The organism is Novosphingobium naphthalenivorans NBRC 102051 (assembly GCF_001590985.1).
Classification (GTDB): domain Bacteria; phylum Pseudomonadota; class Alphaproteobacteria; order Sphingomonadales; family Sphingomonadaceae; genus Novosphingobium; species Novosphingobium naphthalenivorans.
The window spans coordinates 1-14,804 of the sequence record NZ_BCTX01000065.1 but is presented as its reverse complement, the minus strand read 5'-3'; the positions used below and the strand labels follow the sequence as shown (position 1 = coordinate 14,804).

Here is a 14,804-nt window from a genome sequence, read left to right as displayed (position 1 = left end):
GAGACGCCGCTGGCGGGCGCCTTGTCTTCCGGGATCAATCCAAACTCTTTGCGCGGGAAGGCGGGGTTATTCGTGCCAGGTCACGCCGTCGCGCTCTGCAAGCGCAATGGCGGCCGACGGGCCCCAGCTTCCAGCCGTATAAGTCTTGGGTTCGAGCTGCTGTTCCTCCCAGCCGGCGCGGATCGCATCGATCCATTCCCACTGGGCTTCCACTTCGTCGCGGCGGACGAACAGGGTCTGGTCGCCCTCGATGAGGTCGAGCAGCAGGCGTTCGTAGGCGATGCGCCGCTGCGGCCCGGCAAAGGCGTCAGCCATCGAGATCTCCAGCGGGATCGCGCGCAGGGCGACGCCGTCGCGGTCAAGCCCCGGAACCTTGGCCATCAGCGAGAGGGTGATGTTCTCGCTCGGCTGGATGCCGATGACCAGCCGGTTGGGCGCCATCTTCGCGCTGCGGCCGGGGAAGATCGAGTGCGGCACCGGGCGGAACTGCACGATGATCTCGGTCGTCCGGCGCGGCAGGCGCTTGCCCGTGCGCAAGTAGAACGGCACACCCTGCCAGCGCCAGTTATCGATATGCGCCTTGATCGCGACGAAAGTCTCGGTGTCCGAATCCTTGCCCAGTTCATCGTCATAGCCGGGCACGGCCTGGCCGCCGATGGCGCCGGCGCGGTACTGGCCGGTGACAGTCTCGCCGGTCTTCACCGGGCGCAGCGAGCGCAGGACCTTGACCTTCTCGTCGCGCACGTTGGTCGCGTCGTAGGAAACCGGCGGTTCCATCGCCACCAGCGCGAGCAGCTGCAGCATGTGGTTCTGCACCATGTCGCGCAGCGCGCCGGAATCGTCGTAATAGCCGACGCGCGATTCCAGCCCGACGGTTTCGGACACGGTGATCTGCACATGATCGATGTGCGCGGCGTTCCACAGCGGCTCGAACATCAGGTTGGCAAAGCGCAGCGCCAGCAGGTTCTGGACGGTTTCCTTGCCCAGATAATGGTCGATCCGGTAGATCCGCTCTTCGGGGAAAGCGGCGGAAACGGCGTCGTTGATGACCTTGCTCGATGCCAGGTCGATGCCGAGGGGCTTTTCGAGGCCGATGCGCACGCGTTCCCCGGCCAGGCCGCTCTGGGCGAGGCCGCGGATCGTCGGTTCGAACAGGCTGGGCGCTGTCGACAGGAAGATCGAGAGGCCTTCCTGCGGCGTTCCGACCTTGCTTGCCAGTGCCTCGAAGCCTTCGGGCTGATTGGCGTCGAGCGGCTGATAGCGCAGCCGGTTGAGGAACGTGGCCATGCCGCCCCGGCGGTTGGCCGGCAGGAACTGTTCGAGCGATTCGCGCGCGAAGTTGCGGAAGCCCTGATCGTCGAGGTCGGACCGGGCGGTGGCAATGATCTCAATCTTGGGGTCGAGCAGCCCCTCGGCGTCAAGGGCGCAGAGGGAAGGCAGGAGCATCCTGCGGGAAAGATCGCCGGTGGCGCCGAAGAGGAGCAAGCGATCGGAAGTGAATTTCGTCACGAAAACCTTTCCATCGGGAAAGCCGCGCTCCTCCTCGCAGCTTTGTGAATGTGCGTACCGTCCGGACATGCCCTCCGGGTCGGCTCGCGGATGCAGCATAACCGGTGTCTCGGCGGTTGGCCAGCGGGCATGAGCATCCGTGACCCTGCTGTCATGCCGGAACCTCCGGATTTCCGCGCCGGATGCGTTTTATGAATTCGATTGCGTAATTACCATTGCCACCAGACTGTCTCTTTCAAATAGTAGGAGCGCGCTTTCGCACGCGGCTACAGCGTGGCGAGAGGATATGAAGAAGGGGAAATTGCGGCATGACCGTCGAGGGTGTTCACCTCCTCGAACAATTGCAGACGCCTGCGCTCGTTGTATCGCGCGGGCAGGTGCGGTTCGCCAATAGCGCAGCCCAGGGGCTGCTCGGTGCCCATATCGTAGGGCAGGACGTGCGTATCGCCATCCGCGATCCCAAGGCGGTGGCGGCGATTCTCAGCGACACGGGCGGCCTGGCGCAAGTGACCGGGCTTTCGACCGGGGGTTCGGTCTGGGAAGTGGATTGCCGGGTGCTGAGCCCCACCGAGCGGCTGGTCAGCCTCTATGACTTGTCCGAAAGGGTCAGCGTGGCCAAGTCCCATGCCGATTTCGTGGCCAATGCCAGCCATGAACTGCGCACGCCGCTCGCCAATGTGCTCGGCTATGTGGAAACGCTGATGAACCCGAAAGCGGGCGGGGACGAGACCGTGCGCAACCGTTTCCTCGGCACGATCCGCCACGAGGCGCAGCGGATGCAGGCGCTGATCGCGGACCTCATGTCCCTGTCGCGGATCGAGGCGGTCAAGCATGAGGTGCCGTCCGACCGGGTCGACCTCGTCGCGCTGGCGCATGAAGTGGCGGGCGAGTTCCGCAACGGCGGGCAGGTCGCAGTTACCGCCAATTGCGCCGATGCGGTCATTGCCGGGGACCGGGGGCAGCTTTCGCAAGTGCTGCGCAACCTGATCGACAACTCACGCAAATACGGCACGCCCGGCGGGACCGTGACGGTTTCCGTGGAAGCGGCGAAGACCGGCTGGGTGCTGGTTTCGGTCCGCGACGAGGGCGAGGGCATCCCGCCCGAGCACCTGCCGCGCGTCACCGAACGATTCTACCGCGCCGATACCAGCCGCAGCCGTGCGGCCGGGGGGACCGGCCTGGGGCTGTCGATCGTCAAGCACATCGTTGAGCGCCACCGCGGCCGTTTCGACATCGAAAGCCGGTCCGGTCAGGGCACCGTTGCTTCGATGATGCTGCCGCTTCGCGCCGAAGGCTGAGTGGTCTTAGGCGCGAACGCCGCTCAGAAGTCGAGTTCGAAGCGGGTGCCCAGCACGTGGGCATCGTAGCCGGCGCGCCCCGAGGGCAGCGCCTTGGCACCGTCGTATTGCAGCAGCGCGTAATTGAGGTTGAAGCGCAGGTACTGGATGGGAGACCAGATCAGGGCGGCGATATAGCCGTTCTGCTTGCCGCCGGAGATGTCCTTGTCGTCGAGATCGAGGTAGTCGTACCGGAAGTTGATCTGGATCGAGCCGATGCCGCCGCCGCCCAGCGGGCTGGCCGGGGCCTTGCCTGAAAAGATGCCCGCCTTGTACCCGCGCGAATCTCCCTTGGTGAGGAAGTAACCCAGTTCGGCATAGCCACCGCGAAACGTGACGGCGGGCAGCCCGGTGCGGCCGGCACGCAGCGCATGGACCTCGGCCGCGCCGTGCCAGCGCCCAGCGATGCCCGCCAGTTCGAGGCCGTAATGCGCTTCCTGATCCACCTGCATCGCGGGCGTACCGATCAGGCGCGTATTGGTGGAATGGGCATAGGGCCGCTGGCGGTACCGCGTCGTCCCGTCGGCGAGGCGGCCCATCCGGCGCCAGTGCGCCGATGCCCCGAAGTGGAGCTGGATGCCATCCATCTTCGGCGCATAGACGAGGCGCCCGTCGATTCCGTAGCTGTTGTTCTCGTCGCCGCCGGACGTGCCGTCGCTGTCGTTGGCCAGCGCGCCGATGTCGTCGGTGAAGATGCCCAGCTGGGCGAGCATGGCGCCGCGCTGGTATTGCGCGGAAAGGCCCAGCCTGCGTTCGAAGCCGAAGGCGTCGGTGAATGCGGCGCGCTCCATCACGCTGCCGGAGGTGTCACCGGTCAGTTCGTCGAGCGACTGGAAGGAATTGTGGTTACCCAGCGTGATCAGCCACGCATCCCTTTCATAGGTCACGAAAGTATCGACGAGATCGACGGTATTGTCGGAAAGTTCCAGTTCCAGCTTGTAGCCAAAGCCTGCGCCCAGACTGCCTTCGCCGCCGAGGCGGATGCGGCGCATCTCGTTCGAGAAGCCGAGGCCTTCGTCGGCGAAGCTCTTGGGGGCGGAGACGTAATTGGCGTCGGCCTGAATGCGGCCCTTCACCTTGAAAGCCTTGTCACCTTCGGTGAAGCGGGGCGACCCTTTCCAGCCGATTCTTGTCTCCGGCGGAGATGCGGCGGCGGCAGCTGGTGGGAGGGGAGCGGGCTGAGCCGCGGCGGCCGCGACGGGTGGCAGCGTTCCCGCGTTGTCCGGCGCGAGGCCAAGGGTGCGCTCGAGGCGTGCCAGCCGCGCGCGAAGCTCACGAATTTCGGCGCGCATGGCCTCCGCTTCCGCCTCCGGCACGCTTTGCGCGAATGCCGGGACGGGTTGCATCAGCGCTGCGGTAACGGCTGTCCCGGAAAGAGTTCGGTACATGAAAGACTACTCCGCAATCTGGCGTTGAACCCAAGAGCGGCGCGGCAAATATGTCGGCTAAATGACGGAAAAAAGACAGTCGCGGGATCGGCCTGTCCGTGATCCCTCCAGAGGCGGGGAGATGCCGCTCGGGGGACTCCCCGATAGCGTCATAATGCCCGGATACAGACATTCTGCGTTACTGAAGAGACATTCTTTGTTGTAATGGAGTGAGGTGAAACTGACGTATTTTCGCCGTTCCTTGACGTCAGAAACACTACGTCACAAAAGCGTAACATCATGGTCATAGAGGCGTCGCCGTTGTGTAACTGAACGTTCACGAAAGGACTTGGACGTGAAAAATATTTTGGGGCCGTCAGCGCTGGCTGTCGTTGTTTCGCTTGGCTGGGCCCTGCCGACACCGGCAAGCGCTGCGGATACCGCTTCGATCCAGCAGGAGCTCGCGGCGATGCGCGCGCAGATGCAGGCGATGGCGCAGCGAATCGATTCGCTTGAGGGCGAACTCGCAGCGGCGAAGGCCGAAGCCGCTTCAGCCACCCAGGTCGCTGAAAATGCAACGCAGGCCGCTGTCGCGGCCAAGGCCGCCGCTGAAAAGCCATCTCCGGTGAAGATCGCATTCAAGGGCGCGCCGCAGATCAGCACGGACGATGGCTGGAGCTTCAAGCCGCGCGGCCGCATGCAGCTGGATATCGGCAGCGTGGACGGGCCTTCGGGGCTGACGTCCTCACAGCAGGATCATCTGGGCACCAGCGTCGAGTTTCGCCGCATCTATCTGGGCTTCGATGGTTCGATGCCTGGCGGCTTCGGCTACCGCGTGGAAATCAACGTCGCCAACTCCGACGTGTCGATCAACGACATGTACATGACCTACAAGGCCGGGCGTAACGTTACCCTGACGCTGGGCAACCAGAAGCCCAACTGGGGCCTGGAGGAAATGACCTCCGACCTGTTCACCAGCTTCATGGAGCGCAACAGTTTCTCGCAGGCGTTCGGTTTCGAGCGCCGTGTCGGCCTCAATGCCGAATACACCGGCAAGACCCTGGTCGCGCAGCTGGGCGTCTTCTCCGACGATCCCAACACGCTGGGCAGCGACACGTACAAGTCGTGGAGCGTGGACGGCCGTCTGGTCGCCATGCCCAAGGTTGCGGGCGGCACGCTGCATCTGGGCGGCTCTGCGCATTTTCGCAAACTCAACGATGCGATCCCGACGGTCACCTATCAGGCACGCCCGTTCGTGCACACGACCGACCTGCGCTTCGTCAAGGCGGGCATTACCGATGCAACGGAAGAGCGCGGTCTCGGGCTTGAGGCGGCCTACATCCATGGCCGTTTCCACGCGACGGCGGAAAGCTTCTGGCAGACCGTCCGCCGCACCGGCTTCAAGGACCCGACGTTCAATGGCGGCTATGCGGAAGTGGGCTACATGCTGACTGACGATACGACCACTTACAAGAATGGCACCTATGACCGTATCAAGCCCAAGCACGGGCTGGATACCGGGGGTATCGGCGCGATCCAGGTGAACGCACGTTACGACTGGCTGGACCTGAACGGGGGGGGCATCATTGGCGGCCGCCAGCAGACGGCGGGCATTTCCGCGCTCTGGATTCCCACTGATTACGTCCGGTTCATCCTCAACTACGGCCACGTCTGGGTGAAGGACGCGCCGGTCACCGCCGATGGCGATGCCAGCTATGGCGCGGATGCCCTGGGCATGCGCGCGCAATTCGACTTCTAAATCAGATTCACGTCTGGATCTGCCGCAAGCGCGAGGCCGCCAAGGTCCGCCCCGCGCTTGCAACCCAATCCCCCTGCGCCTAAACGATGACGGCCTCCGGGACGAATCCCGGTGGCAAAGCGTGTCGTGCGTCGCAGCAGGAATTGGCCGAAATCCAAGCATTTTTCAGGAATTTCTGAGGGCGGCATACAATGTCACGTCTTCGTCATAGAAGTGTCATTGTATCCCAATAGGGGCGTCTCAGAATTAAGCCCAAGGGGTATCTCCATGCGTTCGACCAACACCATGATCTTTGCCGCCGTTTCCGCACTCGCGCTCAGCGCCTGTGGCGGTTCGGGCGGATCCGCTTCCGGCGCGCGCGATTACGTGACCGCCGTCGGTTCCTCGACCGTCTATCCGTTCGCGACCGCGGTTGCCGAGCAGTTCGCCAAGGACGGCCACAAGTCGCCGGTCATCGAATCGACCGGCACCGGTGCGGGCATGAAGCTGTTCTGTGCGGGCGTCGGCGCCCAGCACCCCGACATCGAAGACGCCTCGCGCCGCATGAAGAAGTCGGAATACGAGCTGTGCCAGAAGAACGGCGTGACCGAAGTCGTCGAAGTCCAGGTCGGCATCGACGGCATCGCCTTCGCGGAAGACAAGAAGGGCCCCGGCTTCGAGCTGACCCCGACCGACATCTACAAGGCGCTGGCGGCCAATCCGTTCGGCAAGCCCAACACCACCAAGACCTGGAAGGACGTGAACCCGTCGCTGCCGGCCGAACCGATCCTGGTTTACGGCCCGCCCTCGACCTCGGGCACGCGTGATGCGCTCAAGGAGCTCATCATGGAAGCCGGGTGCAAGACCGATCCGGCCATGGAAGCGCTCGCCAAGAGCGACAAGGAGAAGTTCGAGGCGACCTGCCACGACATCCGCGAGGATGGTCCTTATGTCGACGCGGGTGAGAACGATAACCTGATCGTTCAGAAGCTGTCGCAGAACCCCAAGGCGATCGGCATCTTCGGCTATTCCTACCTCGAAGAGAACATCAACACGCTGAACGGCATTCCGCTGTCGGGCGTGAAGCCGACCTACGATGCGATTGCCGACTTCAGCTATCCCGGCGCGCGTCCGCTCTACATCTACATCAAGAAGCAGCATCTCGGCCCGATCAAGGATCTCAAGGCCTATGCTGACGCCTGGACCAAGGCCTGGGGCCCGGACGGCTACCTCAAGCCCAAGGGCATGATCGTCGCCACCGACGAGGTGCGTCAGAAGAATGCTGAAATCATCGCCAACATGACGCCGCTCGACCCGAGCGTGCTGAAGTAAGGTCGGACCACAAGACCACGTAACAAGGGGCATCACGGCCAGTTATGATTCTTACAGGAGTACTCCTGGCCGTGATCGGCCTGGGCCTCGTCGGCTGGTTCGCCGCGCGGGGCCGGGCCCGGCTGCTCTATACCGGCCGGGGATCGATGCATTCGATGCCCAGCTACCACGGCTGGCACATGGCGCTGTGGATTCTCGTCCCGGCGCTGCTGGCCTGGGCGGCATGGTCGGCGATCATGCCGGGGCTCGTCGACGGGGCGGTCATGGCCGATCCCGCCGCGGCGCAGCTTCCCGAAGGGGACATGCACCGGGCGGCCGTCCTCGCGGATGCCCGCAATATCGCCGCCAATCCCGATGCCGTGGCGTTCGATCCGCTGTCGCAGGAACTCGCGGCGCCGATGCGCGCGGCGCAGACCCGCTTCGGCATGATCGGCGGCCTGCTGATCCTGATCGTCGCGCTGGCGGGCGGCGGCTATGGCTTTACCCGCGTTAGGGCAGGTTTCCCGGCCCGGACCCATGTCGAGCGTGCGATACTGGCGCTGCTGCTGATCGCCTCGCTGATGGCGATCCTGACGACGTTCGGCATTGTCGCCTCACTGCTGTTCGAGGCCGGGCTGTTCTTCAAGGACGTCTCGCCGATCGCGTTCCTCACCGGCACCCACTGGGCGCCGGGCAATGCGCGCGGCATTGATATCGACGGCAACTTCGGCGCCGTGCCGCTGTTCTGGGGCACGATCTACATCGGCGCGATCATTGCCATGGTGGTGGCGATCCCGCTCGGCCTGATGAGCGCGATCTACCTCACGCAATACGCCTCCAGCACGATCCGCAAGTGGGTGAAGCCGATCCTCGAGATCCTCGCGGGCATCCCCACCGTGGTCTATGGCTACTTCGCCGCGCTGACAGTGGCGCCGCTGATCCGCGACACGGCGGCTTCGCTGGGCGTCGCCAACCCCTCGACCGAGAGCGCGCTGGCCGCGGGCCTCGTCATGGGCGTGATGATCATTCCTTTCGTCTCCTCGATGGCCGACGATGCACTGGCCGCCGTGCCGCGCGCGATGAGCGACGGTTCGCTGGCGCTGGGCGCGACCCAGTCGGAAACGATCAAGAAGGTCCTGCTTCCCGCCGCGTTGCCCGGTATCGTTGCCGGTGTGATGCTGGCGATCAGCCGCGCGATCGGCGAGACCATGATCGTCGTCATGGCCGCCGGTGCCTCGGCGCGCCTTTCCGCCAATCCGCTCGCCTCGATGACCACGGTCACGTACCAGATCGTCCAGATGCTGACGGGCGACCAGGAGTTCAACAGCCCCAAGACCCTGTCCGCTTTCGCGCTCGGGCTGGTGCTGTTCATCGTCACTCTGATCCTCAACATCATCGCCCTGCGCGTCGTCAAACGGTTCCGCGAAGCTTATGAGTAACTCGACCTTCAGCTCGCCGGCCTTCGCGAAGCGGCTGGCCCAGCGTCACGCGGCGGAGCGCCGCTTCAAGCTGATCGGCCTTGGCGCGATCGTCATCAGCCTCGCCTTTCTGGCGCTGCTGCTGGTCATCATGATGCGCAATGGCCTGGGCGGCCTGAACTGGAATTTCCTTTCCGGCTCGGATTCGACCGATCCCCATATCGCCGGTATCTGGAGCGCGGCGAAAGGCTCGATCCTGACGATGCTGGTGACGCTGCTGCTCTCGTTCCCGATGGGCGTGCTGGCGGCGATCTACCTTGAGGAATTCGCCCCGCGTTCGCGCTGGATCGAACTGGTCGAAGTCTCGATCAACAATCTGGCGGCGGTGCCTTCTATCATTTTCGGTCTGCTGGGCCTGGCCGTCTTCATCAACACTTTCAACATGCCGCGCTCCTCGCCGCTGGTGGGCGGGTTGACGCTGGCGCTGATGACGATGCCGGTGATCGTGATTTCGGGCCGCAACGCGATCAAGGCCGTGCCGCCCTCGATCCGCGACGCTGCGCTCGCCGTGGGGGCCAGCAAGGTGCAGGCGGTGTTCCATCACGTGCTGCCGCTGGCACTGCCGGGCATCCTGACCGGCACCATCATCGGCATGGCCCGCGCGCTGGGCGAGACGGCACCGCTGCTGATGATCGGTATGCGCGCCTTCATCGTCACGCCGCCGGACGGGATCACCGCGCCCTCCAGCGTGCTGCCGATGCAGATCTTCCTGTGGTCTGACGAGATCGACAAGGCCTTCGTCCAGAACACTTCCGCCGCCATCATCGTCCTGCTGGTCTTCCTGCTGGTGATGAATGGCCTCGCGATCTACCTTCGAAACAAGTTCGAAGTGCGCTGGTAGGGACATGACCGAAACCAAGCTTACAGCCCGCAACGTCGACGTTTTCTACGGCCCCAAAAAGGCCATCGACAACGTTTCGATCGATATCGACAACGGCATCGTCACGGCTTTCATCGGCCCGTCGGGCTGCGGCAAGTCGACCTTCCTGCGCTCGCTCAACCGCATGAACGACACGATCGCCGGCGCCCGCGTGACCGGCGAGATCCTGCTCGATGGCGAGGATATCTACGCGCCCTCGATGGACCCGGTCGCCCTGCGCGCCCGTGTCGGCATGGTGTTCCAGAAGCCGAATCCGTTCCCGAAGTCGATCTACGAGAACATCGCCTATGGCCCGCGCATTCACGGCCTGGCCTCTTCCAAGGCGGAGATGGACGCGATCATCGAAAGCTCGCTGACCAAGGCGGGCCTGTGGGACGAAGTGAAGGACCGCCTGTCCGACGCCGGCACGGCGCTGTCGGGCGGCCAGCAGCAGCGCCTGTGCATTGCCCGCGCGATCGCCGTCAGCCCCGAAGTGATCCTGATGGACGAACCGTGCTCGGCGCTCGATCCGATCGCGACGGCCAAGATCGAGGAACTGATCGACGAGCTGAAGGAAAACTACGCGATCGTCATCGTCACGCACTCGATGCAGCAGGCGGCCCGCGTTTCCCAGCGCACGGCTTTTTTCCACCTTGGCAACCTTGTGGAGTATGGTGAGACGAGCGAAATCTTCACCAATCCGCGCGAAGAAAAGACCAAGGACTATATTACCGGCCGTTACGGCTGAGAAGGAACACGCCATGGTAGATCATACCGTCAAGGCATTCGATTCAGAGATCGGCCAGCTTCGCGGCCTCGTCGCCGAAATGGGCGGCCTTGCCGAAGTCGCCATCCGCGATGCCATCACCGCGCTCGTCCAGCATGACGAGGACCTGGCCAATCAGGTGGTCGCCGCCGATGCCAAGCTCGACGCGCTGGAAGCCGAAGTGGACCGCCTTGCCGTCCGCACTATCGCCCTGCGTGCGCCGATGGCCGACGACTTGCGCGACGTCATCGCCGCGCTCAAAATCTCCGGCGTGATCGAGCGCATCGGCGATTATGCCAAGAACATCGCCAAGCGCGTCTCCGCGCTGGAAGGGCGCTACAAGATCGAGCCGGTCACGCTGGTGCCGATGATGGCCGAGATTGCCGAGAGCATGGTGCGCGATGTCCTCAACGCCTATGGTTCGCGCGATGCGGCGCTGGCGGTTGAGGTCATCCGCCGCGACCAGAAGCTGGACCAGTTCTACAACACGCTGTTCCGCTCGCTGCTGACGCACATGATGGAAAATCCGGCGACGATCACCAGCGCCGCGCAGCTGCTCTTCATCGCCCGCAATCTGGAACGCATCGGCGACCATGCGACCAATGTGGCCGAGATGGTCTATTATGCCGCCACCGGGGAATACTGCACCGAGCGCGACAGCCAGACCGACGATACGGGATTGAGCGCATGAACCCGACCGTTCTTGTCGTCGAGGACGACACGGCCCTGTGCGAACTGTTGACCTGGAACCTCAGCGCCGAAGGCTATGAGGTGCGCTCCACCGCCGATGGCGAGGAAGCGCTGCTGATGGTGCGCGAGCAGACGCCCGATGCCATCGTGCTCGACTGGATGATCGAGCAGGTGCCGGGCATCGAGGTCTGCCGCCAGCTGCGCAAGGACAAGGAAACCGCGCAGGTTCCGATCATCATGCTGACCGCGCGCGGTGAGGAAGAGGATATGATCCGCGGCCTCAAGACCGGCGCGGACGACTATGTGACCAAGCCGTTCTCGCCCCGCGAACTGATGGCCCGGATCGAGGCGCTGCTGCGCCGCGCACGGCCTTCGCTGGCAGGCTCGGTGCTGCAGTGGGGCGACATCGAGCTCGACGCCACCAGCCACCGCGTGCGCCGGGGCGGTGAGCCGCTGCACCTTGGCCCCACCGAGTTCCGCCTGCTGCGCTATTTCATGGAGCGCCCGAACCGCGTCGTCTCGCGCCAGCAGATCCTCGACGGGGTCTGGGGCATGGATTCGGACATCGACGAGCGCACTGTGGACGTTCACATCCGCCGCCTGCGCAAGGCGATCAACCGGAATGGCGACACCGATCCGATCCGCACCGTGCGCGCGGCCGGATATGCGATGGATGTGAACTGAGGCAGACGGGGCGGTCTGCGCTGACCCGATAGCGAGTCTTCCACCACCGTTCGTGTCGAGCCCTTCGACGCGCTCGGGATGAACTTCGGCCCTGTGGGCCGAAGTCGAGACACGTTGGCGCGGGGCTCTCGTGTCTCGACTTCGCTCGACACGAACGGTGAGGGGGGCATTGACCGTCGGCCAACGCTGGGGGCAGTTCCCTAGGCGGCGCTCTTCAGTGTCGCGTCCTGCCCGTTCACTGCCGCCGCGATAGCGCACAGGAACTGGTCGGTCGCACGTTCCCAGGAATAGAGCGCGCCCATGGCGGCGGCATGACCCCGTTCGACTTGCAGGGCGCCCGAGATCGCCCGTTCTAGGCTTTCGTCGATGGCTCCGCCGGGATGGTCCAGCCGGGTTTCGACGCCGCGGCCGTCAGCGCCGAGGATGTCGATCGGGCCTGTCACCGGATAGGCGGCGACCGGTGTGCCGCAGGCCAGCGCTTCGATCACGACGAGGCCGAAAGTATCGGTCAGGCTGGGGAATACGAAACAGTCGGCAGCGCGGTAGGCCGAGGCCAGTTCCTCGCCCGCGAGCGCGCCGAGGAACAGCACGCCGGGATAGCGCCGCTTCAGGCTTTCGAGGGCCGGACCGTCCCCCACCACCACCTTGCTGCCGGCGACATCGGCCGAAAGGAACGCTTCCAGGTTCTTTTCCGGCGCGACGCGGCCGACGTTGAGCAGGACCGGACCGGGCAGGGCGGTCATGGCCGGGTGGCGGGCGCCGTCCGGCTTGAACTGGGCCTGGTCTATGCCCCGGCTCCATGGCCGCGTGTGACCGATGCCGCGCCCGGCCAGTTCGTCGGCCAGGCTGCGGGTGGAGACCAGCACCGCGCTGCTCGGCGCGTGGAAGCGCTGCAGGATCGGCCAGAAATATTCGGCGGAAAGGCCGGTGCGCACCGCGGCATATTCGGGAAAGCGGGTGTGAAACGCCGAAGTGAAAGGCACCCCGCGCGACAGGCACCAGCCGCGCGCGGCCCAGCCGATCGGGCCTTCGGTGGCGATATGGACGATTTCGGGCGCGGCCCGGTCCAGCATTCGGCGCACGCCGAAGCGGGGCGCCATGGCCAGCCGGATCGAGGCATAGCCGGGCATCGGCACGGTCAGGAACCGGTCGGGCGTGATCGTCTCGACGTCGTGTCCGCGCGCGCGCAGTTCATCGAGCGTGGCGGAAAGCGAGCGGACGACGCCATTGACCTGGGGCAGCCAAGCGTCGGTCGCCAGCGCCAGTTTCACGCGCCGGCCTCGGCGGCCTGGGCAGCGGCGCCCATTTCGCTGTGTGTCATGTCGCTGGCATGGCCGCCGGTTTCGGCGACCCAGTCGATAATGGCGATCTGCCCTTCGAAATCTTCGGCAAGCGCGGTGCAGCTTTCCACCCAGTCGCCGTCGTTGTAATAAGTGATGCCGCCGAACTGGCGGATTTCGGCGCAATGAATGTGGCCGCAGACCACCCCGTCGAACCCGCGGCTGACGGCTTCGGAAGCGACGGCTTCCTCGTAGCTGCACACGTACTGGACGGCGTTCTTGACCTTCTTCTTCATGTAGGCCGAAAGCGACCAGTACGGCATTTTCAGCCGGCGGCGCACGGCGTTGAACGCGATGTTGGTGCGCAGCAGCATCGAGTAGGCCTTGTCGCCCAGGAAGGCGAGCCACTTGTGGTAGAGCACGACGCCGTCGAATGCATCGCCGTGCGTGACCAGCAGCTTGCGGCCATCGATCGTTTCGTGAACCGCTTCGAGGGCAAGTTCGACGCCGCCGAAAGTCAGGCCGGCATAGTCGCGCAGGATCTCGTCATGGTTGCCGGCGATGAACACCACGCGGGTGCCGCGGTGCGCCATCTTGAGGATACGGCGGACCACTTCGTTGTGGGCATCGGGCCAGTACCAGCCCTTGCGCAGGCGCCAGCCGTCGACGATGTCGCCGACGAGATAGAGCGTCTCGCACTGCACCGAGCGCAGGAAATCGACCAGCAGCGCCGCATTGCAGCCGCGCGTGCCGAGGTGAATGTCGGAAATCCAGATCGTGCGGTACTTGCGCTTAGGGCGGAAGCCCTTGGGATCGGGAAGGTCGAGCCAGGCCGGAATGCCGGTCGCCGGCCGGGTGTACTGATCGAGAAGAGTATCCACGTCGGTTCGCATCGCTCGGTTGCCCCCGGTTGCTAGCGATCCGTTCCATGGCAGAGCGCCGTTGCGCCGCCGTGACGTTTGCGGGTCAGTTCCATGACAATCCACATGGATCGCCGCCTGTTCGATGTTGTTGGAGGTTTTCACACTCCCGTCACTGATGCGTCACCCGTTCGTCATAATCGGCGGGCAGACAGCCGCGGTGTTAACCGGGCAGGGGCGATGCGGCGGATCGATATATTGCTGGCGAGTGAGCTTTCCGGGGGCCTTGCGGCTTTCCGGCACGATGAATTCGACGTCGTTCTGCATCGCTGGACGGATTTCGCCGAACTCCCTCTGATCGAAGGGGCGCTCTGGATCTTCATCGACTGGGTTCTGCCCGAGATGTCGGGGCTGGAACTGTGCCGGCGTCTGCGCGCAGATCCGCTGACGGCTCATGCCCATGTCACCATGGTGCTGGAAGAAGACAATCTGGAAGACCGCAAGCGCGCGCTGCGCATGGGGGCGGACGACTACATGGTCGGCCCGCTCACCCGCACGGCCTTGCTCGACCGGGTGCTGGGCGCCAATATCGGCGATCAGGACAATGCCGGAATCCGCATTGTCGCGCAGGGGGACCTGACGGTCGATGTTGCGGCCTTCCAGGCGCGCTGGCAGGGCAAGGCGATTCCGCTGATGCCCAACGAACTGCGCCTGCTGCGCTATTTCATCGAGCATCCGGGCCGCGTGTTCAGCCGGGGCCAGCTTATCGCCGCGCTTGGCAAGCAGGAACCGCCGGTGGACGAACGCACGGTGGACGTGTGGATCGGCCGCCTGCGGCGCGCGCTGAAAAGCGCGGGCGCCGGCAATCCGCTGCGCACGGTGCGCTCGCTGGGGTATGTCTTCGATACGCCCTAGGGCCAATCGA

Annotated in this window: 13 protein-coding genes; 9 read left to right on the top strand and 4 right to left on the bottom strand. The window is 64.5% G+C overall.

All coding sequences use genetic code 11. The features are described from left to right. Positions 1 to 66: 66 nt before the first annotated feature. The gene (gene zwf / locus NN5_RS18440; RefSeq protein ID WP_067736770.1) at positions 67 to 1,509 is read right to left on the bottom strand and encodes a glucose-6-phosphate dehydrogenase; all 1,443 of its coding nucleotides are present in this window, start codon (positions 1,507 to 1,509) and stop codon (positions 67 to 69) included. A 308-nt stretch (positions 1,510 to 1,817) separates the two neighbouring features. Here zwf and NN5_RS18435 point away from each other — a divergent pair, with 308 nt between their 5' ends. Then, entirely contained in the window at positions 1,818 to 2,807 is a 990-nt protein-coding gene (locus NN5_RS18435) for a sensor histidine kinase (protein WP_067736736.1), read from the top strand. Between the two features lie 23 nt (positions 2,808 to 2,830). On the opposite strand, the gene NN5_RS18430 is transcribed toward NN5_RS18435, so the two are convergent. Continuing rightward, complete coding sequence (locus NN5_RS18430) at positions 2,831 to 4,234, bottom strand: OprO/OprP family phosphate-selective porin (protein ID WP_067736733.1); 1,404 nt, start codon at positions 4,232 to 4,234, stop codon at positions 2,831 to 2,833. A gap of 334 nt (positions 4,235 to 4,568) precedes the next feature. Here NN5_RS18430 and NN5_RS18425 point away from each other — a divergent pair, with 334 nt between their 5' ends. The 7 genes from NN5_RS18425 (at position 4,569) to phoB (ending at position 11,739) form a co-directional block, all read left to right on the top strand. Next, on the top strand, positions 4,569 to 5,972 hold the full coding sequence (locus NN5_RS18425) for an OprO/OprP family phosphate-selective porin (RefSeq protein ID WP_067736768.1): 1,404 nt from the start codon (positions 4,569 to 4,571) through the stop codon (positions 5,970 to 5,972). 267 nt (positions 5,973 to 6,239) lie between these two features. Beyond that, a complete protein-coding gene (locus NN5_RS18420) occupies positions 6,240 to 7,283 on the top strand; it encodes a substrate-binding domain-containing protein (RefSeq protein ID WP_067736730.1) in 1,044 nt (347 codons plus the stop codon). A gap of 44 nt (positions 7,284 to 7,327) precedes the next feature. Then, on the top strand, positions 7,328 to 8,701 hold the full coding sequence (gene pstC / locus NN5_RS18415) for a phosphate ABC transporter permease subunit PstC (protein WP_067736728.1): 1,374 nt from the start codon (positions 7,328 to 7,330) through the stop codon (positions 8,699 to 8,701). Next, positions 8,694 to 9,581, top strand: coding sequence for a phosphate ABC transporter permease PstA (gene pstA, locus NN5_RS18410; RefSeq protein ID WP_067736725.1), 888 nt, complete (start codon positions 8,694 to 8,696; stop codon positions 9,579 to 9,581). The genes pstC and pstA overlap by 8 nt, the downstream gene beginning before the upstream one ends. A 4-nt stretch (positions 9,582 to 9,585) precedes the next feature. After that, positions 9,586 to 10,347, top strand: a complete 762-nt coding sequence (gene pstB / locus NN5_RS18405) for a phosphate ABC transporter ATP-binding protein PstB (RefSeq protein WP_067736722.1) — start codon at positions 9,586 to 9,588, stop codon at positions 10,345 to 10,347. A 13-nt stretch (positions 10,348 to 10,360) separates the two neighbouring features. Beyond that, entirely contained in the window at positions 10,361 to 11,056 is a 696-nt protein-coding gene (gene phoU / locus NN5_RS18400) for a phosphate signaling complex protein PhoU (protein WP_067736719.1), read from the top strand. After that, a complete protein-coding gene (phoB, locus tag NN5_RS18395) occupies positions 11,053 to 11,739 on the top strand; it encodes a phosphate regulon transcriptional regulator PhoB (RefSeq protein ID WP_067736716.1) in 687 nt (228 codons plus the stop codon). The genes phoU and phoB overlap by 4 nt, the downstream gene beginning before the upstream one ends. A gap of 200 nt (positions 11,740 to 11,939) precedes the next feature. On the opposite strand, the gene NN5_RS18390 is transcribed toward phoB, so the two are convergent. Both NN5_RS18390 and NN5_RS18385 read right to left on the bottom strand, forming a co-directional pair. Next, entirely contained in the window at positions 11,940 to 13,010 is a 1,071-nt protein-coding gene (locus NN5_RS18390; RefSeq protein ID WP_067736713.1) for a glycosyltransferase family 4 protein, read from the bottom strand. Beyond that, on the bottom strand, positions 13,007 to 13,912 hold the full coding sequence (locus NN5_RS18385; protein ID WP_067736710.1) for a UDP-2,3-diacylglucosamine diphosphatase: 906 nt from the start codon (positions 13,910 to 13,912) through the stop codon (positions 13,007 to 13,009). The genes NN5_RS18390 and NN5_RS18385 overlap by 4 nt, the downstream gene beginning before the upstream one ends. Before the next feature lie 207 nt (positions 13,913 to 14,119). Between NN5_RS18385 and NN5_RS18380 the strand changes: the two genes are divergently transcribed. Further along, complete coding sequence (locus tag NN5_RS18380; protein WP_067736707.1) at positions 14,120 to 14,794, top strand: response regulator transcription factor; 675 nt, start codon at positions 14,120 to 14,122, stop codon at positions 14,792 to 14,794. Positions 14,795 to 14,804 lie beyond the last annotated feature (10 nt).